This window comes from Spirosoma aerolatum, from assembly GCF_002056795.1.
In the GTDB taxonomy this organism is placed as follows: domain Bacteria; phylum Bacteroidota; class Bacteroidia; order Cytophagales; family Spirosomataceae; genus Spirosoma; species Spirosoma aerolatum.
Window position 1 is genome coordinate 3,254,731 of the sequence record NZ_CP020104.1, and the last position, 24,228, is coordinate 3,278,958.

Below are 24,228 nucleotides of genomic sequence, written 5' to 3' on the forward strand. Positions count from 1 at the left end.
TATTTAGCCCCTATGTACTTATACAGCTATACAGCTAATAAGCATGAAAGAACGTATTATTGCCGAAGCCCGGCATCTGTTTAATCAATTTGGCGTGCGAACCGTCAGGCTGGAAGATATTGCCCAGGAACTCGGTATCTCGAAGAAAACCGTGTATCAGTATTTCGATAGCAAGGAAGAACTGGTTCGACTGATGCTGGAAAATCAGTTGAACGAAAATCTGCGGGAAGCCAGCGCCATTTTAACCCGAGTAGATAATCCCATTCTGGAGGCCCTGCTGATCTGGAATCGGCTGATCCATTACCGACGAACCGTAAATCCGAATCTATTCCGGGATATTGAACGGCATTACCCCACCGTCTGGGGGTTCTTTCAACAATTCCGGGCCGAATACATCAATACCATTCTGGTCAGCAATCTACAACACGGCATCGAGCAGACTGTGTACCGGACCGATCTGGAACTGGGGGTAATCGCCTGGTTATGGGCCGACCAAAGCCAGCGAGAAACCCCCTATGAAACCTCCGACGAAGCGATAAAGCATCATTTCATTCGGGGTTTGCTAACCCGTAAAGGACTAGACATATACGAGACTATGCAAGGCGAGTTGGCGATGGTATAGAGCGGTAGTAAATCCGGTGAAGGTCAGAAACAAAGGGAACCGGACAAGAGTAAAAAAAGCTCATTATGTCTTTTTGACAGTAAGCTTATTGCTTAACGCTTCCTATGGTTTTCAGTAGCCGGATTAACCAATCTTTAACTTTCTAACATAGTCAACGATGAACGCTTCAAGACGTAATTTTTTACAATCGCTGGGAGTTGGTGTAGCTGGTTTAGGTGTGCCATACTCATCGGATGCGGCTGGCCCAAATCGCCCTAAAGTGACAAAGCCAACCGGTGATGATCAACTATTATTCGTGGGCGACAACATCGCTGTGGCCAATACCGAATACGGCAAAGTCAGAGGGTTTATCCTCAGAGGCATTCATCAGTTTTTAGGTATTCCGTATGGGGCCGATACGTCCGGTAAAAATCGGTTTATGCCCCCGCAAAAACCTACACCCTGGACCGACATACGGCCTGCGTTGTGGTGGGGTAATTCCGCTCCGCAGATTATGGAAAAACGCTATGCGAATCCTTACGCATCGTTTGTTGACCACTGGAACTACGACGATGTATCGGAAGATTGTCTGAAACTCAACGTCTGGACGCCGGCTTTAGACAAACAAAAACGCCCGGTGGTGGTCTGGCTGCATGGAGGAGGTTTCACGAATGGAAACGGCATTGAGCAGGACGGCTATCATGGCGAAAATCTGTCCCGGTTTGGCAATGTGGTTTTCTGCTCGCTCAACCACCGGCTCGGACCCTTGGGCTATACGGACCTGAAAGCGGTGGGTGGTCATGCCGCTTCTGGCAACGTAGGCAATCTGGATATGGTAGCAGCACTCGAATGGGTGAAGAATAACATCGCCAATTTTGGTGGAGATCCCAACAACGTAACCATTATTGGGCAGTCGGGTGGAGGAGCTAAGGTAACGACGCTGATGAATATGCCATCGGCAAAAGGGCTGTTTCATAAGGCAGTGGCTTTGAGTGGTAGCTCACTGGCCGGAGCCAATAAGGAATACGCCGAGAAACTGGGCCAGAAGGTTATGGAAGAGGCTGGACTGAAACAAGGCGAAATCGAAAAGCTTCAGCAGATTCCCTGGCTTGACTACATTGCCATCGCCAATCGGGCAGTCGAAAAAATGGCCGACGAAGCAAAACGAATGGGTATTCAGCGGGGCGGGTATTCGCCTGTAGGTGACGGGACTTACCTAAGTAGTGGTGCCTTTTTCAACGACCCAAACCATTTCTCGGCCGATATTCCGCTGATGATTTGTACGACCTTCCACGAAATGAATCCCAATCGGACCGATGCATCGCTGGAAGCCATTTCGCTGGATCAGGTGAAGGAGAAAATTAAGCCACGCTTTGGTGATAAATCGGGCGATATTGTCGATGCCTATGCCCGGAATTTCCCGAAAGCGCGGCCGATAGAGCTATGGGCACTGATTGTGTCGAACCGGAAAAATGCCGTTGCTGCCGCCGATGCCAAAGCGTCGCAGCATAAAGCACCGGTGTATGTGGCCTGGTTTGGCTGGCAACCGCCCCTGTTTGATGGACGGATGCGGGCGTTCCACTGCGACGACATCTGTTTCTGGTTCTACAATACTGATCTGATGCTCACCCATACGGGTGGAGGGAAGCGGCCACGGGCGTTATCGGAAAAGATGGCAGGCTCGTTTATCAATTTTATGAAAACGGGTAACCCGAACGGCGGTGGCCTCCCCAACTGGAAACCCTACACGACGCAAAACGGTGAAACTATGATTCTGGACGATGTTCCGGCACTGGCCAACGACCCCGACCGCGAAGCCCGGAAAGCACTGGCCTAAGCAATCAATAGAACACAGATCCTTATGATGATTATGATTAAAACGGATCTTGATTAATCATAATCATCATAAGGATCTGTGTTCTATTGATCTTCTAAACGACTAGTAGCCAGTACGCTAACCCAGTGGCAGTGCCCCCGATCACTAACCAGCCAAGACCACTGACCCGCCGTTTTTTCAGGAGGAGCAACAAGGCTAATCCGGTTAGCGAAACCAGTGTCATGAACACGGCAGCAATGTCAATGACCCATGCCCAGCCCCGGCCTGTATCCCTGCCTTTATGCAGGTCGTTGAGTACTGCCATCAGTCCCATTTTGGTTTCGGTGATCGTATAGGTACCATCGGGTCGTTTAACAAACGCATCGGCCGAGTAACCCGGTCCGTGAAAGGACAGCGAACACTCGCGATCATCAATCCGAAACTCACTGACCATGCCTTTGAGCTGGTGGGTGGCCCGCAGATACTCGACAATGGCCAGTTTGTTAACAGTTCCCGTATCCGTACCAGCTACCCATGCAGGATTGAGTTTTCCTTTGAGTTCTGTCGTTTGGGTAGCGTCGTCGAACCAGTCGGCATGGTTGAGCGTAAGGCCCGTTACCGCAAAGAAGAGCACCAGTATGAAGCTCACTACCGATAGGTAGAGGTGCAGCCAGCGGGCTACCCCTGCCCAGCGGACGCCCCCCAGCGATTTTACGGCTGGCTGTTGCCGCACGGAATGCCCATTAGCGAGTTGATGTTTTTTCGCGGTAATCCAGGGCTGCTGCTGTGATTTCGACATTTCCGGTGAGGGGTTGCTGTTTAACTTTTCCATTGAAATCCATCGTCTGACGAATAAGCTGATAAGAGCCATGCTCCCGTGCCGCTTCGATCAGGATGGTGTATTTACCCTGTTTTACATATTGGCCATCGTCATCTTTTCCATCCCAGACCAGTGTATATTCGCCCGGTGATCGAGTGGCACTGGTAACGGAAGTGGCCTTATCGGTTTGCAGGCTGTACCATTCCCGCAGATCGTGTAGCCAGCGAGGTTTGTTATACCACAGAGCCAGTTGTCGGACGGGCTTCCCGGATTCGTCCTCAACCCAAATCGCTACAAACGGACGGTGCGAGCGCCCTTCAAAGCGAGCCAGTTCCAGTGTTATTTGTAACTCCTGATTAGGGTTCCACAGTTTGTCTTTAATGGGGAGCGAGAGCAGATGAGCCGTTGTTAAAGCCTCTGCGGAACCTGACGAGGCTTTGGGTAAGGTAGTAGTTGGCCAGTTGGCACTACGAACTGTTTGCCCGTCGCGGGTAACCAGTAGGTATTCGGTGTTGGGTAACTGAGCGGCCAGAGCTTCGCTTTCGGAAGGAGCTAGCACATTGAAAGCGGTTGCCAATGCACCAGCCGTAATCGCATCAGGATGGAGTACTGTTGCGCTGATAACCTCCTGAGCCGGTAAGCCTGTACGTGGGTCCATAATATGCGATACCCACTCGTTTCCGATCTGATAACCCCGACGGTAATTTCCACTGGTGGCTATGGCACCATTTTTTACCTGAAGCTGGGCTATGGGGGCAGCATTTTCGGCATCGGCCTGTGGGTTGGCAACTGAAACGGGTTCCTGCCAATTACCCCGAACCACTATATCGCCCCCGCTATTGAGTACTAAGCCATCTACCCCCGGTAGATTGATCGCAACGTTGGCTGCTCGATCAAGCACGTAACTTTTGGTAAACGTATGTAGTCGAAGGGGTGCCTGGGTCAATCGGGTTGCCGTTTTTTGATCGGCATTGAGTTGCCAATGCGTCTGATTGATCGCTTCTACCGCCTGTTGGCGTTCCGTTTCGGTAGGTGCCGACTGGCGATGAGCGGCCTGTTGCCAAAGTTGATTGAGTTGCTGGGCGGCTGCGCTGATAGCGCCCGACGTTTGCGAGTGCCATCGGTCAAATGTGCTGAGCACTGCAAACAGATCGTCGGAAATGACAATGGGCTTATGGAGAGGAGCCGACAGCCACTGGCTGAATTCGCTATCGGACTGATAGCCGCTCAGCACCGTGCTCAGTCGATCAATTTCAGCCAAAATCAATTGTTCAGCCTGTCGAGCTGCTGTATAAGAGCGAGCGGCAACTTTAAGATCGAAGGAGGTGCCGAGGACGTTTTCCAGGTGATTGATAAACAGGCCGCTGGTGGCTGAACCGGGTAGACTGGCTATAAGCGGAGCAAGACCTACGATGGAGATTGCATTCATGAGAGAACAAGATAAGTGCGTTCGTTTAGTGGGTTGGTGACGTTTTATGGCTAATGGTAATTTATACGATAACGGCTGGTAAGTTATTATCGACAACAGGTAAGCAAAAAAGAACCGATCCGAATGCCCATTCAGATCGGTTGAATCACTGGTTTTACTCTACGAATGTTTTCCCGGAAGCGTATCCTTCCTGTATTTAGGCGAAGTAACTCCCAGCGAATTATCGATTTGGCACGCCTGCCTGCTGACTGACCAGCGTACACAATTCACCCACCGTCAGTCGAGGTGTGAGTGCTTCGTCGGGTAGTACGACACCAAAATGCGTTTCCAGTACGACAACTGCTTCGGTAAATTCCCACTCACTTAATCCCAGCGTTCCCTGGAGTTGCTGATAGGCGGCAATGGTCGAATAGGGTAACGTAAATGTTCGGAAGAGAAATTGCTGTAGTTTTTGAAAGACTCGTTCGTAGGTTGTCATGAATAGTGAATTTTTTAGAAATGCGTAATGGATAACGAATAATAAGTAGGCATGGCCGTTCAGACCAGTTTCCCTTGTTCGTTATCCATTCTTACCACTTAGCTTATAAACAGCCGTCTTAACGACCAGTATGATAGATAAATAGTACGCATTGTCGATGTGTATTGTTGTATTTTTCAGTACGCGTCAGATACTTTTTTTGTTGCTTGGGTATCCGATATAAATCTGTATCGCGGTTCTTTTGCCCGCGATACAGAAACTGGCTAACTGATGGCTTTGGCTACGTCAAGCTCCTGTGGCTTTTTCGGTGTTACCTTCGTCTTTGAGAACCGGGCAATTAATCGATCTACGACCAAATACACCGAAGGCACCACTAGCAGAGTAAGCAGGAGAGAAGACGTTAAACCACCGATGATAACCCAGGCCATGCCGTTTTTAGTTTCGGCACCAGCACCACTCGCCAGCGCAATAGGTAACATACCGAATACCATGGCAAGCGTGGTCATCAGAATTGGCCGTAACCGCTCTTTGCCCGCTTCGACCAGTGCATGCATCACGTCGTGGCCTTCGGCTTTAAGCTGATTGGCAAAGTCAACGATCAGAATCGCGTTCTTGGCAACCAGACCCAGCAGCATAATCATACCCACAATCGAAAAGACGGTCAGGCTTTGCATTGTGAGGGCTAGGGCCAGTAAGGCGCCGATCAGGGCAACCGGTATCGAGAACAACACCACAAACGGATAAACCACACTTTCGTAGAGCGCTACCATGATGAAGTACACCAGCAGAATGGCAATCATCAGGGCGAGACCCAGGCTACCGAATGCGTCGGACTGCTGCTGCAACTGACCCAGGTACTGAACCGTAACGCCTTCGGGAAGCTTGACCTTCGCCATTTTGGCCTGAATGTCTGCGCCAACAGTACCGACCGGACGGCCAATAACCTGCGCATTAACCGTAATGGACGACAGGCGGTCAATACGTTCCAGTACGCTCTCACCCGTTTGTTCCTGTACGCGGGCAAACTGCGACAGCTCGAAGGTCCGGCCCTGGTTGTTGACAAATGTTAAACGGCTGACATCTTGTGGGTTAGTGCGATCAAAACGATCCAGACTAATCAGGATGTCGTATTCGTTTCCATTCTGCTTAAATTTCGACAGGTCATTCCCCCGGAACGCATTCTGGAGAGCAATTCCTACATCTGAAGCACTGATGCCCAGTTGCGCCATTTTCTCCCGATCAAGGCTAACGGTTACTTCCGGTTTGGGATCTTTTACGGAGTATTTCACATCCTGCGTCCCAGGAATAGACGTGACTACATCCTTTACCTGAGCAGCGGCTTGCCGGATACTGGCCAAACTTGTTCCCTTAACGGCAATCTGAATCGGAGCCTGTGACGCTCCAACAATACCGACCGGGCTAACGGTAACTTTAACGCCGGGAATCTGACCAACTTCCCGTTTTAGAATCTGTCCAAAATCATCAGTCGATACGGCTCGTTGTTTTTTGTCAACCAGCTTCACGTTCAGATCGACGATGTTGCTGTTCGATGAGGTCGCTATCCCGCTGCTGGTATATCCCACATTGGTAAACACGTTGGTTACTTCGGGATGCTTCAGAATGAGTTGCTCGGCCCGTTGCGATACTGAATTGGTCTGGTAAATAGAGGCCGTTGGGGCTAGTTCCAGCTGAACGCTCATCTCGCCCTGGTCACTCTGCGGCATAAAGGCCGCACCGATAAATCCGGCTGGTACCAAGGCGATTGAGCCAATCAGTAATCCAATAACAGCCAGAAAAATCCAGCGCTTATGCCCCAGTACCGACTCCAGTATGTGCCCGTAGGCATTGGTGATCCGGGTCAGAAGGCTTTCAAAACCCAGGTTCAGTTTGCCCCATAATGAGTTGGGATTCAGGGGTTCGTGCTTCCCGAATCGCGATACCAGCAAAGGCGTCAGGGTAAAGGATACGATCAGACTCATCAGGGTCGAAAACACCACCACGAGTGAAAACTCCCGCAGAATATTTCCGATCAGTCCGCCAGTCATGGCAAGCGGTACGAATACCACGACGTCCACCAGCGTGATCGCCAGTGCCGTAAAGCCAATTTCGTTTCGGCCATCCAGTGCCGCCTTGACCCGATCTTTCCCCATTTCGAGGTGGCGGTTGATGTTTTCCAGAACCACAATCGAGTCATCGACCAGGATACCAACCACCAGCGAGAGGGCCATCAGCGTCATCAGGTTTAGTGAGAAACCTGAAACATACATCAGAATGAACGTCGGAATCATGGACGAAGGCAAGGCCACCAGTACGAACAGCGACGACCGGAAGCTATGCAGGAACAGCAGCATCACGACCGAAACAATCAGCACCGCCAGAAAAAGATCGTCTACTACCGCATGAGCGGATGCCAGCGTGTAGGTCGACTGGTCGGAGGCTATGTTGAATTTCAGCTTTACATCGCTATGTTGCTTTTCGAGCTGGGCAATCCGCGCCCGGACCAGTTCACTCACCGAAACGGCGTTGGCATCCGACTGTTTCTGAATCTGAACACCGATAGATGGCAGACCGTTGATATGGTTAATAGCCGTTGGTTTCGCGACGGCATCGACAACTTCGGCCACATTATTTAGTTGAACCTCACTACCATCGGTCCGGCGGGCAATCACGAGGCTCCGCAGCCGATTGACAGTCTCGACTGAGGCATCGAACCGGATCGAATATTGTGATTGCTGTGTTTCCAGCTGACCTGCCGGATAGCTGGTGTTGGCCGCGTTAATGGCCTGCGATACCTGACCGATGGATACACCGTAGGCCCGCAGCTTTTCAGCATCGACGTTGACCTGGATTTGCCGCTCATTACCGCCAATCACGTTTACCTGGCCAACCCCGGCCACGTTGGAAAGTTGCGGTTTCAGTTCGTCGTCGATCAGGTCGTATAGTTTCGTGGGTGACAAATTGGCCGTTACACCCATTCGCAGCACTGGAATCTCGTCTGTCGAGAATTTATTCAGAATTGGGCGGTCAACTTCGTCTGGTAACAGGTTTATAATCTGTTCGATTTTACGTTGGGCATCCTGCTGCGCCAGCGTAACATCGACGCCGTTTTTAAGCTGAATAATCACAATCGAAGCGCCTTCCTGCGAGGTGGCCGTCATACGGTCGAGCCCTTCCAGCGACGACAGCGCGTCTTCGATGCGCTTGGTTACGTTGGTTTCCACCTCGTCGGCCGAAGCACCCCGGTAGGTCGTGGCCACACTGATGACGTTGGCTTCAAACTTGGGCAACAGGTTGTACGATAATTGCTGGTAGCTCAGAAAACCGAACAAAATCAGTACAGTAAAGATGGTCGTTACCAGTAACGGCCGTTTTATGGCTATCTCGGTTATTGACATGATTCAAAGAGTGAAAGAGTGAAAGAGCGAAAGAGTGAAAGAGTGAATAAAGTTGAGCGTATTGATTGGAGCGTCAGCCCACTCTTTCGCTCTTTCACTCTTTCGCTTATTTTGTAATTTGCACAGGTTTGCCTTCGCCCAGGTTTAGTTGGCCTGTCGTAACGACGACATCGCCAGCCGACAGGCCACTTAGTACTTCGATCGTATCGCCAAAATCACGACCGACGGTAATCTTGCGCTGGTGAACCACATTGTTTTCGACCACATACACGTATGGGTTTTTAATGCTTTCGACCAGAGCAATGCGCGGAATCTGTAAGGCTTTCTGATTCGATTTCTGCGAGAAATCAACGTTGACGAAGGTACCGGCTTTCAGGCCATTGGCATTGCTGATGGTGATCTCGACCGGATAGTTATGTTCGTCGGTGCCTTGCGGGGCGATGTAGGAAATCTGTCCACTGAAAACCTTTCCCGGAAACACATCGGCGGTCACCTTTACCGCCTGGCCTTTGTGGAGCTGGTACACATCGCTCTCATTGACCAGCACATCGACCTTCAGGCGGGCCACATCCAGTACTTTGCCCAGTGTGCTGCCGACCGTGATGTATACCCCCGGCTCAATGGCTTTCTGCACGATCTGTCCGCTGATTGGCGCTTTGACATTCGCATCCTGAATCTGTTTCTGAATCTGCTCTGCCTGATTAACTGCGTTTTCGTAATTGTACTTCGTTTCGTTAACCTGAATCTCGGTAGTGGCATTTCCGGCCAGCAGTGTATTATAGCGGTTAACATCTTTCTTCAACTTGTCGATGTTGAGTTGAGTCGCCTGTAACGATAGCTCTTTCAGGCGGTTATCCAGTTCGACCAGGGTTTGACCCTGCCGTACCTGCGTTCCCAGATCGAAATTGACGCGGGTCACTTTACCAGCCGTGGTGGCTGTTATAGTGGCCTCGCGGTAGGGGATCAGATTACCCGTTTTGATAAGCTGTTGACTAACCGCTCCTTCCGCTACACGATCGACGGTCACCGGAATCGCTACGTTCGTGTTGACAGCTGGTTTGTTCTGTGCATCGATCTTCTCTTTGTTCGACGCCAGTCGGAAGCCGATCAAAGCGACGATGGCCAGGGCCGACGTGATAATAATAAGTGTTGTCTTTTTCATGGCTTTCGGTTGTATTGCCTGCTAACGACCTAGAGTTGATTATAGAAAGTAAGTAAGGTGCCCTTCGATTGTTCGAGATCGAGTCGGGCCTGGTACAGATTGATGAGTGAATTGATGTAATCGGATTGGGCTTGCCGGTAGGAAGTATCAGCGTTGACCAGATCGGTCAGCGACTTGACGCCCTGTTTGTATTGCAGTGTCGTGATGTTATACACTTCCTGCGCCAGCTTAACGTTTCGGTCGCCGTTCAGAACATTCGTTTGCGCTCGTTGAATCTGCGACTGTGCATTGTTGAACTGGAGTCGATAAGCGGCCACATTCAGGCGTTGCTGTTCTTCCTGATTGAGTACGGTTAGCCGTTGCTGCTTGATCTGTGCATCGCGTTGAAAACCATCGAAGATGGGAATGTTCACGCGTAGACTGAAACTGCCAAACCCCGTAAAATTCTTGAATGAATTACTGAACTCGTTTGCCAGAACAAGCGAACCATAGTTAGCGGCCAGACTTACTGTTGGCATGTAACCCGCTTTTACCCGTTGAAGCTGAAGGCGTTGGAGTTCCAGATTTGTTTCAGCCTGTTGAAAGGAGACCAGGTTTCGGGATTCAAACGGCAGTTGTTCAATAACAGGAAGTTGCGTTAATAGAGTCGAATCCGCCAGGGTTAGTTCCTGATCGGCTGGTAAACCCATCTGGTATTTGAGTCGGTTGTAGGCCAGATTCAGATCATTCTCAGCCAGGGTCAACTGCGACTGAGTGCTGTTGTAACTAACTTCTGTTCGGGTATAATCGACGGGTTGAATTACGCCATTATCCCGTTGTAGTTTCAGAATATTCAGTACTTGCTGTGTACGCTGCAGGTTATCGCGTAACAGGGCTATTTGTTGCTGGGCAATAAAAACCTGATAATAATTGCTGGCAATATTATAGATAATGTCCTCGCGGGTTTGGCGGGTATTTAAGTCCGCCAATTGCTGATTGGGTTTGGCAGCCTTTATACCTAATAGCAGTGATTTGTCGTAAATGGTCTGAGTAGCCTGGGCATTTACGTTAGTCTGGTATTTCGATCCGAGTGCAAGCCGAACGGGTTCTGGCCCGGCAAAGCCAGCAGGTAGTAGTGTCGTTTGTAATTTTATATTATCCGTAAATGTCCCTGTAGCCGATACCTGTGGCAGGTATAGCCCCAATGCCTGACGAGCCTGCTGATTGGCATTCTCTACCTGGTTCTGGGCGATGCGAACCGTACCGTAGTGCTGTAGACCATAATCAATACAGTCTTTCAGTCGAAAACTTTGTGTAGACTGAGCCCAACCAGCCTGGGCCAGCAGTACGAATAAACTCAGTGCAATTTTATGTTTCATACGTCCAATTAAGTTGAGGTGTCTACTGTAGACCTATCAACTATTTAATTAAAAAAAAGTTACTTCTCGAGTATGGAAGAAATTTTACGTAGCGTGGCCAGGAATGCGTCCAGTTCTTCCGCAGTTAACTGGTCGGTTACTTGCTTATCAATTGTTTCAGCCGTTTCAATGGCTTTTTCAACCACCATTTTTCCAGCTGGGGTCAACTGAATCAAATTCTTACGTCGGTCAATACTATCGGGAACGATACGGAGGTAGCCATCCCGCTCCAACGTGCGTAATGAGCGTTGAATGCCTGATTTGTCCTTCTGAAGCATATTTGCAATTTCCTGTTGTGATAGTAAGTCCTCACCGGAAAAATAAACCATAAACAGAATTGGCACCTGCTCAATCTGAAGGGTGAAACCCAATCGGATGAGTTCCCGATTCGATTGTTTAGCCAGTAGATGCCCCATATGATTAGCCGTAAAAATGAGTGAACGGCCCATGCGTTTCGAAAATTTCGCCTTTAATTCCTCTTCCCTGTTCGTAATCATGGCGCAAATGTACAATTGTGTTGATATATCAACCAATAGTTTTAGGGAAAAGTTTTACGATTTTTTGTGCTGCCTCATCTTTCACTGAAGCGAAGGAGGTAACAAGCGGTGCGTTCAGTCAGTATAAAAGTGACTGAATGGTAGTTGCTGGCTTTTCTACGCTTTTAAACAGGTTGACCATTTATGTATGACCTTTTCGTTACGTTACCTCTATTGCCTTCCTTTTCTAGCATTGGTATGGCTTACTGTTCCCAACAACCACGACTTGTCGGTTTCTGACCGAATGCAGACAATGCCGGATGATTTGCCGGGAAAAGCGCTTTTTAAAACGCATTGTGTATCCTGTCATGCACTGGAACAGGATGGAATTGGGCCGAAATTGGGGGGTATTACCCGGCTGCTTTCCGAAAAAGAACTCATTGCGTTTATGAAGAATCCACAGAAAGCGATTGAGTCGGGAAATGCACGGGCAGTAAGTCTGTCGAAACGGTACAAGATGATCATGCCGGGGTTCGATTTTCTGAAAGACGACGAGCTGAAGTCCATTGTGGCCTACATTGCCGACGAAACTCAAAAAAATAACAGTCAGCCGCTGGTAGTCAGCAATAATACGGGGGGAGCCAACACTCGATTGACGGAGCCGGTAGCCAAATCAAACCTGACTATCGAACTGGAAGAGTTTGTGACCATCCCTCCATCCAGCGATAAAATGCCCCGTACTCGAATTGCCACCATGCGGGCTCACCCATCAGGCGATGGGACGCAGTACGTCAGTGACCAACGCGGGCTGATCTACCGCATCGCTGGAAAAGAAGCCAGTACGTTTCTGGATGTGCGGCCCCTGATCGAGAATTTTATCAACGAACCGGGGCTGGGCACGGGTTTGGGCAGTTTCGCCTTTCATCCCGACTTTCTAAAAAACGGGCTTATTTATACGACACATACAGAATCGTTCAAGGGCAAACGGGCTGATTACAGCTACAGCGACTCGGTGGAAGTGGCTTTGCAATGGGTAGTGTCGGAGTGGCACATGGATGATCTAACGAGCCCTATATTCACGGGTAAGCGGAGAGAACTGCTACGCGTCAATATGCCATCCTCCGCGCACGGTATACAGGATATTGGGTTTAATCCAGAAGCACTCAAGGACTCACAGGACTATGGCAAATTATATATCGGTATCGGCGATGGAGGCTCAACGATCAATAAGCACCCGGAGCTTTGCCACAAACTGACTTCCCTGCTGGGCACCCTGATCCGCATCGATCCTTTAGGGCGAAACAGCAAAAACGGGCAGTATACTATCCCGGCCGACAATCCGTTTGTGGCTGAGAACGACCCTGCCATTTATACGGAAATATATGCCTATGGTTTCCGCAATCCGCATCGGCAGGCCTGGTATCAAGGCCGCTTGTTCTGTACAGACGTAGGTGAATCTAATTTCGAAGAAGTGAATGTTATCCAGAAAGGGGGGGATTATGGCTGGAATGTGCGAGAGGGGAATTACGGCATCTCATCGAAAGATTTGAAGAATGTGTATCCCGTGCCCGACACAAAAGCCGACAGATTCATCCGACCGTTTCTGCAATATGACCATCTCGATGGCAATGCAATCAGCGGAGGTTATGTTTATGAGGGCCCAATCGAGGCATTGAAGAACAAATATGTTTTCGGAGACATTGCAAGAGGACGCGTGTTCTTCGCCAATATTGATAAGAATCTGACAGACCACTCGGTGCAGGAACTGACCATCATGCAGGATGGAAAACCTACGAACCTGGTAGAGCTGTCTGGCTCAAAGCGCGTGGATCTTCGTATCACGTACGATCGGTTTACAAAGGAAATGTATATCATGACCAAAAGCGACGGGAAGATCAGGCGAATCAAAAAAGCTGGCTATCGGTAGGTGAAAATGGCAGATAAAGGTGTTTTGGGCCTTGTAGAACTCGATACGATCAATCACCAGCAGGGTTCGTATACTGTCAGTTTATAAGCAAATCTATGGGGTGAATTTGTGTGGAAACCATCTGAAAGGAGCGTACTATTGGAAAGAAACGCGTTATTTTGGACGATTATTGATCGGCAATTGTAGTGAATAGGCCTTTGCCCGGTCGGTTGATTACCTCATTTAATCGTTGAATTCAGAGAATCAATGGCTCAGAAAAAGCCTAAATATTATGTAGTCTGGCAGGGCCGAAAGCCGGGTGTATACGACAGTTGGGAGGAGGCCAAAGCGCAGACCGATGGTTTTGCCAAGCCCTTGTTTAAATCGTTCGATAGCAAACCGGCTGCGCTGAAAGCATACAAGGAGAAACCCCATCTCCACATGGGGCAGGGACCCAAAAGTACTGTAAAACAGGGCAAGCGGGATGAACTGGTAGGAGAGCCCATTCTGGATAGTCTGGTGGTTGATGCGGCCTGGAACACCGCCACAGGCGATATGGAATATCAGGGCATATACCTCGCCACCCGGCAGCGGTTATTTCTGAAAGGGCCCTATTTTGATGGCACCAACAACATAGGGGAGTTTCTGGCTATTGTCCACGCGCTGGCGTTGTTGCATCAAAAAGGCAGCAACATTCCCGTTTATTCCGATTCCCGAACGGCGATCGGTTGGGTAAAAAAGAAGAAAGCCAATACCAAGCTGGAAGAAACCGCCCGAAATGCCGAACTATTCGACCTCCTCGATCGGGCTGAAACCTGGCTCCAGACACACCGCTACGCCAATCCTGTCTTAAAATGGGAAACGACAGTCTGGGGCGAAAATCCAGCCGATTTTGGACGGAAGTAACCAAAGAGTGTAGGATATATGATGTAGGAGGTATGCTCTAGTCATATATCATATATCCTACATTAAACATCCTATATCAACTTGTTCGCCTTCAAGCAATTTACCATTCACCAGGAACGAACCGCCATGAAGGTTTGTACGGATGCCTGTGTGCTGGGTGCCTATGCCGATGTAGGTGAAAGAGCCGGGGGGACAGTGAACAATGCCAGTGGGGAGCGACTGCTGGATATTGGTACAGGAACGGGGTTGCTGGCACTTATGGCAGCCCAGCGGAATCCGACGGCAACGATTGACGCAGTGGAAATCGATGAAAATGCGTTTGCTCAGGCTACTGAAAATAGTGCTGCCAGTCCGTTTGCGGAGCGAGTAGCTGTCTTTCATAGCCGGATTCAGGATTTTTGGAGTGAGCATATGTATGATCGAATTCTGACCAATCCACCTTTCTACACAAATCATCTTCGGTCGTCCGATGCGGCTGTCAATCGGGCGTTGCATACGGATGAACTACCGTTTGGTGAGTTGGTTGAAGCTGTTGTTCGACTGATGAAGCCAGATGGACAGTGGTGGGTATTGTTGCCGCCTTACGAAGCTGGCAAGCTGGCTGAGTTGGCTCAAAAGTTTGGTTTACACCCTTTCAGACGACTTTCGTTACAGCACCATGAGCAAAAGCCTTTCTTTCGGGTTATAAGCGGATTCTCATTCGTAAACGCTGAACCGCTCGACGAAACCCTGACCATCTATGAACACAAACCCCAAAGTAAGTCAGGGGTGGCCTATACTGCTGAGTTCAGGAAGCTGCTTCAGGACTTTTATCTGATATTCTGACAATCTATGCTTCTTTACGACGATATTTGTGTCGTCTGGGTTTAGAAGAAACCGAGATACCTAAGGCTGATATGGATAAAAGGCAGGTTGTTCAAACACTTCGAGCTTACTTTGCTGATAAACCAGTTGAACGCGCCTGGCTGTTTGGATCATTTGCCCGAAACGAACAAGACGCAACCAGCGATATTGATGTATTACTGGAACGGGATTTTTCTGAGCCGATTGGGTTAGAGTATGTTCATTGGTGGATGGATTTGGAATAGACATTTAATCGTAAAGTTGATTTAGTTTGCGAAGGCGCTTTGTCTAACTATGTCATTCCTTTCGTAAATCAGGATAAACAGTTGATTTATGAAAGGTAGACTGCCTAACAGGACGCGACTTGAACATAGTCTGGATGCTTTAGAATCAGTCGATGAATTTGTAGCAGGAATGACCTTTGATGCATTTGCATCCGATTTGAAGATTACATTTGCCGTAGTAAAAGCATTAGAGATAGTTGGCGAAGCAACTTATCACGTTACAGATGAGATTCGGTAGTTGGATAATTCGATTGACTGGAGCGCTATTATCCAACTCCGCCCTATTCTTGTTCATGAGTATTACGGAAATCGACCGGAAATTCTTTGACGAATCATCACAAAACATACGGCTGAACTGAAACCTAAAATTAGGTCGTTAATTAGTCAATTAACGGGGCCTCAATCCAATGACTGAATTACTTCAACTGACCGTTCTGATTCCACTTTATAACGAAGACGAATCGTTACCCGAGCTACACGACTGGATCGTTCGGGTTGTAACGGAACAGCACTACACCTATGAAATTCTGTTTGTCGACGACGGGAGTACCGACGATTCCTGGACGATTGTCGAACAGTTATCGAGCGTAAACCCGAATGTTCGGGGCATACGCTTCAACCGGAACTATGGTAAAACAGCGGCTTTGCAATCGGGCTTTCAGGCGGCACGTGGTCAGATTGTGATCACCATGGATGCCGATCTGCAGGATAGTCCCGACGAAATTCCGGAACTGTACCGGATGGTAACCGAGGATAAGTATGACCTGGTATCGGGCTGGAAACAGAAACGTTATGACCCCATTACCAAGACCTTGCCGACGAAATTGTTCAATGCCGTTTCGCGCTGGATTTCAGGCGTTCAACTGCATGATTTCAACTGCGGTCTGAAAGCGTACCGGCAAAAGGTAGTCAAAACCATTGCACCTGCTTTGTATGGCGATATGCACCGGAACCTGCCCATTGTGGCCAACTGGAATGGGTTTAGCCGAATTGGCGAAAAAGTGGTCCAGCACCGCGCCCGGAAGTACGGAACCACTAAATTTGGCCTGGAACGGTTCGTAAATGGGTTTCTGGATGTGCTGGTCATTGCGTTCGTCCACCGATTCAGCAAACGGCCGATGCACTTTTTTGGTACATTCGGAACATTGTCGTTCTTTATCGGCTCGGTGCTGGCCATCTGGCTGATTGTTGAGAAATTAATTAACATTGCCAATGGCGTCAAGTTTCGGAACGTGACCGACAATCCGCTTTTCTTTTTTGGCCTTGTGGCTATTATTTTGGGAGTTCAATTGTTTCTGGCAGGGTTTCTGGGTGAATTACTGGTTCGTCAGAGCCTGAATCGCTCAGGTGATCAAATGGTGGCCGAACGAGTCGGCTTTTCAGAACAAAAAACGTCCGTCTGATAAAGGATACTGTACTATGGTCAAAGGGTCGATACTGCAAATTAGTATCCATCGCATTACCCAGTATTCATCGACTTGATTAATTAATCTATATATACAACACGAATGAAGAGTAATTTTAAAGCACACCCCTGGCATGGTATTCCAATTGGGGATTTGGCACCCAAACAAGTGACGGTTTTTATCGAAATTGTCCCGACCGACACCGTTAAATATGAAATTGATAAAACCACTGGTTTTCTGAAGATAGATCGTCCTCAACAATACTCCAACGTATTGCCTGCTCTCTACGGCTTTATTCCCCAGACATACTGTGGAGATCAGATTGCTAAACTGGCCACTGAAAAATCGGGCAAAGTGGTTAGCATGGGCGACGGTGACCCCCTCGACATCTGTGTACTGACCGAACGGGAAATCACCCACGGCGACCTGATCTTACAGGCTATTCCCATTGGCGGATTCCGTATGATCGATAAAGGGGAAGCCGACGACAAAATTATTGCCGTGCTCAAAGGAGATGCCATGTACGGGCAGTATACCGAGCTGGAGCAATTGCCGGAAGCTGTTGTGAAGCGACTACGCCATTATTTCCTTACCTATAAAACATTGCCCGATGAACCCGTTGCTATGGAGTTGGCTAATGTGTATGGACAGGCTGAAGCCTGGGAAGTTATTCAAACATCTATCAACGATTATAAGTTGATGTAGCGTATCGTTTAACAGCATAGGGCAGAGGGCATATGACTTGGGGGCGAACATAACCCCTTTGCCATACGCCCTCTGCCCTATGCCATTTATCCACTCCATGGTGCACTCAACATTTTTTCAATTAGATGCCTCAAATAGACGTTACTTTTGCGTAATTAGTGTAGCGACACACAACGGTTAAGTTATTCATGATGCAGTTTCTTAAATATGTTTTAGCCACCATCGTCGGATTGATTCTCTTCTCCTTCGTTGGCTTTTTAATGCTAATCGGGCTGGGGGCCGCTTTTTCCTCATCCGACAGTAAGACATCCGTGGCATCTAATTCAGTGCTTAAATTGGATTTAGATAAACCCATTGAGGAGCGGAGCAGTAATAATCCGTTTGGCGATTTTGGCCCGATCCGTTCAACAGGCGACGCTATCGGGTTGATTGAACTCAAACAGGCCCTGAAAGACGCCAAGGAAGATAAGAACATTGAAGGTATTTATCTGAAAACCGAAACACCGGCGGCAGGCTGGGCGTCTCTCGAAGAAATTAGGAATGCACTGATTGATTTCAAGGCGTCGAAAAAGTTTGTGTATGCCTATGCAGAGGGGATGAGCGAGAAAGGCTACTACCTGGCGTCGGTAGCTGATAAAATCTATCTGGCACCTACCGGTGAACTGGAATGGAATGGCTTGGAGGCCGAACTTTCGTTCTTTAAAGGTACACTCGATAAATTGGGTTTGAAGCCCGAAATTTTCCGGGTCGGAGAATTTAAAAGTGCTGTTGAGCCCTTTATTCGGGAGGATATGAGTGAGCCTAACCGCCGTCAGGTTACCTCATTCCTGAATTCGATCAACGATCACATGCTGGTTCGGGTGGCACAAAGTCGTGCACTCCGGGTCGATTCACTCAAGCGGTATGCCGATAATCTGACGATTCAGACCCCACAGGATGCCCTGCGTACTAAACTGATTACCAATGTTGGGTATCAGGATGAACTGGAAGCAGTAATTCGCAAACAACTGGGCGTGGATGAGAAAAAGAAAATCAATTACGTCTCGCTGAGTAAGTACGAAGATTCCGAAAAAACGGGCGCCGATTCGGAAGGAAGTGGCTCAAATCGCATTGCGGTAATCGTAGCGTCGGGCGATATCCATTCTGGAAAAAGTAGCGATAATACCATTGGTTCGGAGACTATTGTGGAAGAACTCCGTAAAGCTCGTCAGGACGAAAAAGTAAAAGCCATTGTGCTGCGGGTAAACTCTGGTGGAGGAAGCGCCCTAGCGTCGGACATGATGTATCGGGAAGTTGAACTGGCTAAGAAAGCGAAGCCTGTCATTGGCTCGATGTCCGATTATGCAGCTTCGGGCGGTTATTACATGCTCATGGGCTGTAACAAGATTGTGGCCGAGCCGAATACAATCACGGGCTCAATTGGCGTATTCTCTCTTTTGTTCAATACGGAAAACTTCTTTAAGGACAAGTTGGGTATTACGTATGATCGGGTAAAAACCAACACGAACGCTGATTTTCCAACGGCTACGCACGAAATGACACCCTTTCAGAAGCAGGCCATGCAACGGGCCACCGAGCGAATTTATGCCCAGTTTACGAGTAAGGCAGCGGCTGGCCGCAAACTACCTGTCGACAGCATTCGGGCTATTGCAGGCGGCCGTGTCTGGACAGGTACGCAGGGTAAAGGAATCGGCCTGGTCGATCAGCTGGGTGGATTAGATGATGCCATCAAGCTGGCTGCTCAGTCGGCGAAGCTTAAAGACGGTGATTATCGATTGAAATACCAGCCTCGTAAAAAGGAGTTTTTTGAATCACTGATGAATTCGCTTTCGGGTGATGAAGAATCCAAAGTACAGGCTCAGCTTGGTGAGCTGGCTCCTTATGTAGCCTATTTGAAGAAACTCAAAATGATGCAGGGAATCCAGATGCGCCTGCCGTTTGAAATCGATATTCGATAAATAAAATAGCCGTTCCAGTTATAGAAGAGGCCCGTGAGGATGAAAACCTTACGGGCCTTTTGTTTACCTTGCATTACGTAATTGTCATTTATGATGCAAACGCTCCCCATTCGCCTTGACCTGTTTGCGTTTCTGATCTTTCTGGGCGTAGCACAGGGAGTGTTTCTGGGTATTTTTTTTCTGACAGGCCAACGGCGGAAGAGTCTGGCTAATCGGTGCTTTGGCTTATACCTGCTGAGTGTATCGGCGATCATGCTGGAAATTGGGCTGGAATATTCGAACTACATGTTTCAGATGCTGGCCCTGGTCGATTATGGTGAACTGTTCAACTTTGCCCTGGCACCGCTGTTTTATTTCTTTGTTTATGCCAAATTAAATTCGCGACTACCCCGGCATTGGGGCTGGCACTTGCTGCCAGCCGCCATCTGGTCGGTGAATGCCATTACCTGGATTGTTCAGCCCCCCGAATTCAAATACAATTCATACATAAACGCTTTCCACCCTGAGTTGCCGTTTGTGCATGTTGAGCCTTATATGCACGACGATTTTACGGGACTGCGTGATTATATCAACGAGTTAACACTGTTAAGTTGTCTGATATACACCGTATTGGCCTTGCTGGAAGTAAGAAAGGCCTTTAAACGGGCCAATCTGCCCTTATTAGGAAAAGCGCCGGTTTCTATGGTGATGGCGCGAAACGTATCGGCGCTGGTGATTTTGTTTCCGGTGCTGATCGGTGTTGTTAAAGCCACATACCATGAAGATATGGGCGATCATTTTCTGGCGGCTTATCTAACCCTCACGATATACGCTACATCGCTGCTGGTAATGCAGAGGTCAAGTGCGCTTCAGGAGAAAGAGATTATCGTCGACGAATCGCCCAGCGCATCGGTTGAACCGAAGAAAAAGTACGAAAAATCAGCGTTATCGGAAGAGCTTGAAGAAACCTTGTTGTTAAAATTAAATCGGTTGATGGAGGCCGAAAAGCCTTATCTGGAAAGTGATCTTTCCCTGCCTAAACTGGCCCAGCGACTAAACACGACTCCGCATCATCTCTCGCAAATTCTGAACGATCGATTAGCACAAAGTTTTTTTGATCTGCTGGCTTCCTATCGGGTGCGTGAAGCGCAGCAACTACTTCAGGACCCCACAACCACCCATCTCAAAATCGAAGAGATAGCGGAGCGGGTCGGCTATAATTCGCCTTCCGCCTTTCATACTGCGTTTAAGCGGCTAACGAACCTGACGCCAGCTCAATACCGGGCAAAAGTTGTGGAACAGAAGGCTTAAAAACTGCGTGCCGTTCGGCAAGAACTTCATTGACATCGGCAGATAGGCCTTTTTAGACATGATGAGTGCAATTTTGCTTCATCAACACAAAAAGCACATCTGCTTATGCAAGTTCATGCAACCCTTGGCGGGGCTATTAGAAAAAGCCTGTTGCTTGGTTTTACCGTATCGCTTTGTAGTCTCTTTGTCGTAAACGCACAGATCCCTAATACGGTCGAATGGCCTGCTTATGGCAACGATGGGGGAGGGATGCGATTCTCTCCGCTAAAGCAAATCAATACCACTAACGTAAAGCAGCTAACACAGGCCTGGACGTTTCGGACGGGCGAATTAGAAACCTATAAAGGAACGAATGCTGCCGAAAAAGCGGCTTTTGAAGCCACGCCCGTTATGGTCGATGGAACGCTTTTTTTGAGTACGCCCACCTCACGTGTCTTTGCCATCGATGCCGCTACCGGCCAACAAAAATGGGTTTATGACCCCGAAGTGTACCTGCGTCAGGAATTATCCGAGATTACCTCGCGTGGTGTTTCAGTCTGGCCTGCACCCAGCGACAAACGAGCGTCGACAGGGGTCGGTAAACGAATATTCGTAGCCACACTCGACGGGCGACTGATTGCACTGGATGCAGCTACGGGTAAACCCATTCCTTCGTTCGGAAAGTCGGGAAGTGTCGATTTGCGGCAGGGCGTTGGCATAATCAGCGTTACCTCGCCCCCGGCGGTCATTGGCAACACCATTGTTGTCGGTTCGTCGATGGGCGATAACTACCGATTCAATTATGAACGCGGGGTCGTACGAGCCTACGATGCCATTACTGGGGCTTTGCGCTGGAGTTGGGACCCTATTCCCCGAACGAAAGCGGATGCGGGCTATGATACCTGGAAAGGGCCTTATGCCCATCAGTCGGGCGCTGCCAATGCCTGGTCGATGATTTCGGCGGACCCTGAACGGGACCTGGTCTTTGTGCCGACTACCAGCCCCAGCCCGGATTATTACGGCGGAGAGCGACTGGGACAAAACTTATTTTCCAGTTCGATTGTCGCCATACGAGCGTCGACGGGTAAGGTTGTCTGGCATTTTCAGACCGTCCACCATGATCTATGGGATTATGACAATGCTGCACAGCCTCTGTTATTTACGTTTCAACAGAATGGTAAAGAAGTGCCAGCCGTAGCGGTCGGTACCAAAATGGGGCATGTGTTTATCCTGCATCGGGAAACAGGTGCCCCCCTGTTGCCGGTTGAAGAACGACCTGTACCTAAATCAACGGTACCGGGCGAGGAAGCTCACCCAACACAGCCTTTCCCTAAAACACTTCCCTTACTGGGACTTCAGAAGTTGGAAGCCTGGGGGCCAACAGCAGAAGACAAAGCAGCCGCTCAGCGTCGGATTGAGCCATATCGGTACGATGGGGCATTTACACCGCCTTCACTTCAGGGAAGTATTATCACCCCCGGCAATGTTGGCGGGATTCACTGGGGTGGTATGTGTTATGACCCCTCATCTGGTTTATTGATTACCAACGTAAATCGTCTGGCTGCATTGATCCGTTTGATACCGCGCGAAGAGCTATCCGGCTCCCTCCGAAACAATGAGGAATTACTACGGGCCGAAACGGGCATGCAGGCAGGTACACCCTATGTAATGAAACGAAGCTATTTGTTTCAACCCAATGACGGTAGTTTGCTGATGCAGACCCCGCCACCCTGGGGTACGCTGGTTGCACTCAATCTTCAAAAAGGTACAATGGCCTGGGAGATCCCGCTGGGCTATATGCTGGATTTAGGGAAATACCCAGAGGCAAAGCAATGGGGTTCTCTGAATTTCGGTGGAGCGATTTCAACGGCGGGTGGCCTGGTATTCGTGGCTGCCAGTTTCGATGGGCACCTACGCGCTTTTAAAACGGACGATGGCAGTCTGCAATGGGAGGTGCCCTTGCCTGCCAGCGCACAGGCAACCCCTATGACGTATCAGATTAACGGTCAGCAATATATTGTGATTGCGGCTGGTGGACACGGAAAGCTGGGGACAAAACTCGGTGATTATGTAGTCGCTTATAAATTACCTTAAGTCATTTATAGTCATTAGTTGTCATTTCTGCTTTTGCTCAAACGAAGATCAAGGACAATGTAATGATCACTAAGTACTAAAAACCCATGAAACCTCAACCCATTGCAGCAACTCAGCTTGTTTCTGTAACGCGTCGGTATGACCTCGACTGGCTGCGGGTTATTGCCATATTGACGTTGCTTTTTTACCATACTGGGATGATTTACGTGTCCTGGGGATGGCATATTAAAAGTGCTCAACATAGCCAGCCGATGGAAGAGGTGATGCGCTGGCTACATCTGTGGCGAATGCCCCTGCTGTTTTTTATTTCAGGGGCTGGTACATTTTTCGCCCTGAAAAAACGATCGTTTAAATCCTATGCCGGTGAGCGGGTCCAGCGGTTGTTTGTTCCGCTGGTGTTCGGTATGCTTGTGATCGTTCCGCCCCAGATTTACATCGAATGGCTGTTTAGAGGCCGCTTTACAGGGAGCTATATCGATTTCTATCCCGAAGTATTTCGGTTCCAACCTTATCAGGATGGTGGAAAAGGTGGCGCGTTTAGCTGGCATCACCTCTGGTTCGTATGTTATCTGTTTCTGTATTCGCTGCTTAGTATCCCCGTATTCCGCTGGTTGCAAAGTGAAAGCGGGCAGCGGTTTATCGACCGAATTGGCAGGCTTATCGCCAAACCCGGTGGAGCACTGGGGCTGGTTGGTATCTTGTGGCTGAATGATGTACTACTGGGCGGTTTCTTTCCGCACGAAACACACGCACTGGTAAACGACTGGGCGTATTTTATGAAGAATCTGCTACTATTCTGGCTGGGCTATGTACTTATCAGTCGGCGGGAGTTCTGGCAGATGCTTACTGAGCAGCGCCGTTATTATTTGATGGCTACACTCCTGTTAACCGCAATCCTGTACAGCGTACGGGTATTTGCCAGTATGGATACCATTGATGACTCCAGGCTACTTACGACCTTGTTTAGCTTCGAATGGATTGCCTTGACCTGGTTTTTGGTGCTGGCTACTATTGCCTATGGGTATCTGTATCTGAATCGTAACCCATCCTGGCAGGGTAAACCGTTGCTGCCTTATTTAAACGAAGCGGTTTATCCGTTTTATATCCTGCACCAGACCGTGATCGTTCTTATCGGTTATTATGTGCTGACCCGGACTACCTTAGGCGTTTACACAGGTTTTCTTGCCGTAAGTCTTGCTTCATTAGGGGCCTGTATCGCTATTTATGCCATACTGATTCGCCCATTTAAGCCAATGAGGGTATTGTTTGGGATGAAATAAGTT

20 protein-coding genes are annotated in these 24,228 nt (G+C 48.9%); 13 read left to right on the plus strand and 7 right to left on the minus strand.

Annotation, left to right across the window (positions count from 1 at the left end; all coding sequences use genetic code 11):
• The first annotated feature begins 43 nt into the window (after positions 1 to 43).
• Both B5M13_RS13160 and B5M13_RS13165 read left to right on the plus strand, forming a co-directional pair.
• Positions 44 to 622, plus strand: coding sequence for a TetR/AcrR family transcriptional regulator (locus B5M13_RS13160; RefSeq protein WP_080056109.1), 579 nt, complete (start codon positions 44 to 46; stop codon positions 620 to 622).
• A gap of 157 nt (positions 623 to 779) precedes the next feature.
• Positions 780 to 2,438, plus strand: a complete 1,659-nt coding sequence (locus tag B5M13_RS13165; protein WP_080056110.1) for a carboxylesterase/lipase family protein — start codon at positions 780 to 782, stop codon at positions 2,436 to 2,438.
• 94 nt (positions 2,439 to 2,532) lie between these two features.
• On the opposite strand, the gene B5M13_RS13170 is transcribed toward B5M13_RS13165, so the two are convergent.
• From B5M13_RS13170 to B5M13_RS13200, 7 genes are all read right to left on the minus strand, one after another.
• Entirely contained in the window at positions 2,533 to 3,216 is a 684-nt protein-coding gene (locus B5M13_RS13170) for a PepSY-associated TM helix domain-containing protein (protein WP_080056111.1), read from the minus strand.
• A complete protein-coding gene (locus B5M13_RS13175; RefSeq protein WP_080056112.1) occupies positions 3,161 to 4,666 on the minus strand; it encodes a DUF2271 domain-containing protein in 1,506 nt (501 codons plus the stop codon). The genes B5M13_RS13170 and B5M13_RS13175 overlap by 56 nt, the downstream gene beginning before the upstream one ends.
• A gap of 220 nt (positions 4,667 to 4,886) precedes the next feature.
• Positions 4,887 to 5,144: an acyl carrier protein gene (locus tag B5M13_RS13180; RefSeq protein WP_080056113.1), complete on the minus strand. Its 258-nt coding sequence runs from the start codon at positions 5,142 to 5,144 to the stop codon at positions 4,887 to 4,889.
• Between the two features lie 263 nt (positions 5,145 to 5,407).
• Positions 5,408 to 8,539 (minus strand): efflux RND transporter permease subunit, encoded by a 3,132-nt coding sequence (locus tag B5M13_RS13185; protein WP_080056114.1) that lies wholly within the window; start codon positions 8,537 to 8,539, stop codon positions 5,408 to 5,410.
• Positions 8,540 to 8,645: 106 nt separating this feature from the next.
• Entirely contained in the window at positions 8,646 to 9,701 is a 1,056-nt protein-coding gene (locus tag B5M13_RS13190) for an efflux RND transporter periplasmic adaptor subunit (RefSeq protein ID WP_080056115.1), read from the minus strand.
• 29 nt (positions 9,702 to 9,730) lie between these two features.
• Positions 9,731 to 11,059, minus strand: a complete 1,329-nt coding sequence (locus B5M13_RS13195; protein WP_080056116.1) for a TolC family protein — start codon at positions 11,057 to 11,059, stop codon at positions 9,731 to 9,733.
• A 59-nt stretch (positions 11,060 to 11,118) separates the two neighbouring features.
• Entirely contained in the window at positions 11,119 to 11,595 is a 477-nt protein-coding gene (locus B5M13_RS13200) for a MarR family winged helix-turn-helix transcriptional regulator (protein ID WP_245859987.1), read from the minus strand.
• Between the two features lie 187 nt (positions 11,596 to 11,782).
• Between B5M13_RS13200 and B5M13_RS13205 the strand changes: the two genes are divergently transcribed.
• The 11 genes from B5M13_RS13205 (at position 11,783) to B5M13_RS13255 (ending at position 24,225) form a co-directional block, all read left to right on the plus strand.
• Positions 11,783 to 13,501, plus strand: coding sequence for a PQQ-dependent sugar dehydrogenase (locus B5M13_RS13205; RefSeq protein WP_080056117.1), 1,719 nt, complete (start codon positions 11,783 to 11,785; stop codon positions 13,499 to 13,501).
• A gap of 246 nt (positions 13,502 to 13,747) precedes the next feature.
• Complete coding sequence (locus tag B5M13_RS13210; RefSeq protein ID WP_080056118.1) at positions 13,748 to 14,386, plus strand: ribonuclease H1 domain-containing protein; 639 nt, start codon at positions 13,748 to 13,750, stop codon at positions 14,384 to 14,386.
• A 126-nt stretch (positions 14,387 to 14,512) separates the two neighbouring features.
• A complete protein-coding gene (locus tag B5M13_RS13215) occupies positions 14,513 to 15,211 on the plus strand; it encodes a tRNA1(Val) (adenine(37)-N6)-methyltransferase (RefSeq protein WP_394334316.1) in 699 nt (232 codons plus the stop codon).
• A gap of 71 nt (positions 15,212 to 15,282) precedes the next feature.
• Positions 15,283 to 15,474: a nucleotidyltransferase family protein gene (locus B5M13_RS13220; RefSeq protein ID WP_245859988.1), complete on the plus strand. Its 192-nt coding sequence runs from the start codon at positions 15,283 to 15,285 to the stop codon at positions 15,472 to 15,474.
• Between the two features lie 88 nt (positions 15,475 to 15,562).
• Positions 15,563 to 15,751 carry a HepT-like ribonuclease domain-containing protein gene (locus B5M13_RS13225; protein ID WP_080056120.1) on the plus strand — a complete coding sequence of 63 codons (189 nt, stop codon included), beginning with the start codon at positions 15,563 to 15,565 and terminating at the stop codon, positions 15,749 to 15,751.
• A gap of 169 nt (positions 15,752 to 15,920) precedes the next feature.
• On the plus strand, positions 15,921 to 16,916 hold the full coding sequence (locus B5M13_RS13230; protein WP_080056121.1) for a glycosyltransferase family 2 protein: 996 nt from the start codon (positions 15,921 to 15,923) through the stop codon (positions 16,914 to 16,916).
• Between the two features lie 105 nt (positions 16,917 to 17,021).
• A complete protein-coding gene (locus B5M13_RS13235) occupies positions 17,022 to 17,624 on the plus strand; it encodes an inorganic pyrophosphatase (protein WP_080056122.1) in 603 nt (200 codons plus the stop codon).
• Positions 17,625 to 17,812: 188 nt separating this feature from the next.
• Positions 17,813 to 19,582, plus strand: coding sequence for a signal peptide peptidase SppA (sppA, locus tag B5M13_RS13240; protein ID WP_080056123.1), 1,770 nt, complete (start codon positions 17,813 to 17,815; stop codon positions 19,580 to 19,582).
• 90 nt (positions 19,583 to 19,672) lie between these two features.
• Positions 19,673 to 20,872, plus strand: coding sequence for a helix-turn-helix transcriptional regulator (locus tag B5M13_RS13245; RefSeq protein ID WP_080059914.1), 1,200 nt, complete (start codon positions 19,673 to 19,675; stop codon positions 20,870 to 20,872).
• Between the two features lie 105 nt (positions 20,873 to 20,977).
• Positions 20,978 to 22,945, plus strand: coding sequence for a pyrroloquinoline quinone-dependent dehydrogenase (locus B5M13_RS13250; protein ID WP_080056124.1), 1,968 nt, complete (start codon positions 20,978 to 20,980; stop codon positions 22,943 to 22,945).
• A gap of 86 nt (positions 22,946 to 23,031) precedes the next feature.
• Positions 23,032 to 24,225 carry an acyltransferase family protein gene (locus B5M13_RS13255; RefSeq protein WP_080056125.1) on the plus strand — a complete coding sequence of 398 codons (1,194 nt, stop codon included), beginning with the start codon at positions 23,032 to 23,034 and terminating at the stop codon, positions 24,223 to 24,225.
• Positions 24,226 to 24,228: the final 3 nt, after the last annotated feature.